The sequence below is a fragment of the Neisseria sp. P0021.S006 genome (genome assembly GCF_051956895.1).
Genome location: NZ_JBQCWZ010000279.1, coordinates 1 through 1653 on the forward strand (window position 1 = coordinate 1; position 1653 = coordinate 1653).

A 1653-nucleotide genomic window follows, 5' to 3' on the forward strand; every position below is an offset into this window, starting at 1 on the left:
CGTTCAACACGCGTACATCAGTAAAGCCTTGGCTGCGGATTTTTGCCGCGTCGGCTTGGTGCTGCACATATACGGGCAGGTTTTTCGGAATGGAACGTGCGGCGGTTTCGTCCCAATGGTCTTCGTGGGTATGGGTAACGATGACTGCATCCACACCGTCTAAAATTTTATTCACGCTCATCGGCAGCCCGACCAGCGGCATTTTGGCTTGGCTGTTGAACGTGCCGGCAAAGCCGTTCATGGAGTGCTTGGGTGCGAAAAACGGGTCAATCAAAAACGTCTGCCCCGCATATTCGACCTTGGCGGTAGCGTTACGGATATGTTGGTATGAATCGTCTGCCCAAGCGGAAAAGGCTGTCGCGCCCAAAACAGTGGCAAGAATAAATTGCTTGAATTTCATGATGTTGCTCCTTAAAAAATCATGGAGCGTATTTTAAGCTGCAGGTGTATCGGCTAAAATAGGCAATATTGCCAATAAACGTAAGGATAGTGCCAAAATGTCGTCTGAAAACGAGCGTAACGAGTTTCGCCAAAATCAAACTGTCCCCAAAATCGTGCTATATGCTCAATCGGGCATGAACGATTTTGTCTTCAACATTCCCTTTTCTGTTTTTCAGACGACCTATCGGGACAATCCACTCTTTGACCTGAAAATCTGTTCCGATGACAGCAAAGACGTCATCACGGCACTGGGCGCAAGCATTCCCATACACGGCGGCCTAGATTTGACGGAAGAAGCCGACATCATCGTCATCGCAGGCTGGCGCAACATTGAAGAAACCCCGACGCCGGAACTGGCTGAGAATTTACAGCGGGCAGCGAAACGTGGTGCACATATTGTCGCCCTATGCTACGGCACTTACGCCCTTGCCTACACAGGACTTTTAGACGGCAGAACCGCCGCCACCCACTGGCTTGCCGAAGATGACTTTGTCCGCCGTTTCCCTAAAATTCATCTAGATACCAACCGCCTATATGCGGAAGATGGCAACTTTTTAACATCGGCAGGTGCGGCTGGCGGGCTGGATTGTTGCCTTTACCTCATCCGTAAAATCCACGGTGCAACCGTTGCCAACGACCTTGCCCGTACCTTGGTTGCGGCACCACACCGTGAAGGCGGGCAGGCACAGTTTATCCACCGACCTGTCGAACGTCGTACTGCCGATGACAAAATCAATCACTTATTGGACGAACTGCGCCAAAACCTTGCCACCTCATACCGCTTGGACGATTTGGCAAAAAAATTAGCCGTTTCCCGCCGAACCTTTATCCGCCATTTTTCTCAAGCCACAGGCATGAATTTTGGTGAGTGGCTGACAACAGAGCGGCTATGGCAGGTACAGGATTTATTGGAAAATACGGATTTGCCGATAGAACACATCGCCGAACAAAGCGGCTTCGGCAGCGCGGCAAACCTACGTTTGCAGTTCAAAGCCAAATTTAAAATCAATCCAAATGCTTGGCGGAAAGTATTTGGCAGATAGCTCGCGTTAGTCAATCCAAAACACCTGAGCGCAGGCTGCTTTGGAGGTCGTCTGAAAACCCAAAAAGCAGCCTGCACTTTTCAGACGGCCTTTTTTCTTTTTCAAAGAGTAGAGAAATTTCAAAGAGTTTTTATAAATCATCTTCAAAATCCAAACGCTTGTTCTATCC

General features: G+C 49.2%; 2 protein-coding genes. One reads left to right on the top strand and one right to left on the bottom strand.

The features are described 5' to 3' along the window. On the bottom strand, positions 1 to 400 hold a 400-nt coding region (locus tag ACTHUM_RS13345), incomplete at its 3' end, for an MBL fold metallo-hydrolase (protein ID WP_440403092.1). 97 nt (positions 401 to 497) lie between these two features. On the opposite strand from ACTHUM_RS13345, the gene ACTHUM_RS13350 reads away from it, so the two are divergent. Continuing rightward, complete coding sequence (locus ACTHUM_RS13350) at positions 498 to 1484, top strand: GlxA family transcriptional regulator (protein WP_440403093.1); 987 nt, start codon at positions 498 to 500, stop codon at positions 1482 to 1484. Positions 1485 to 1653 lie beyond the last annotated feature (169 nt).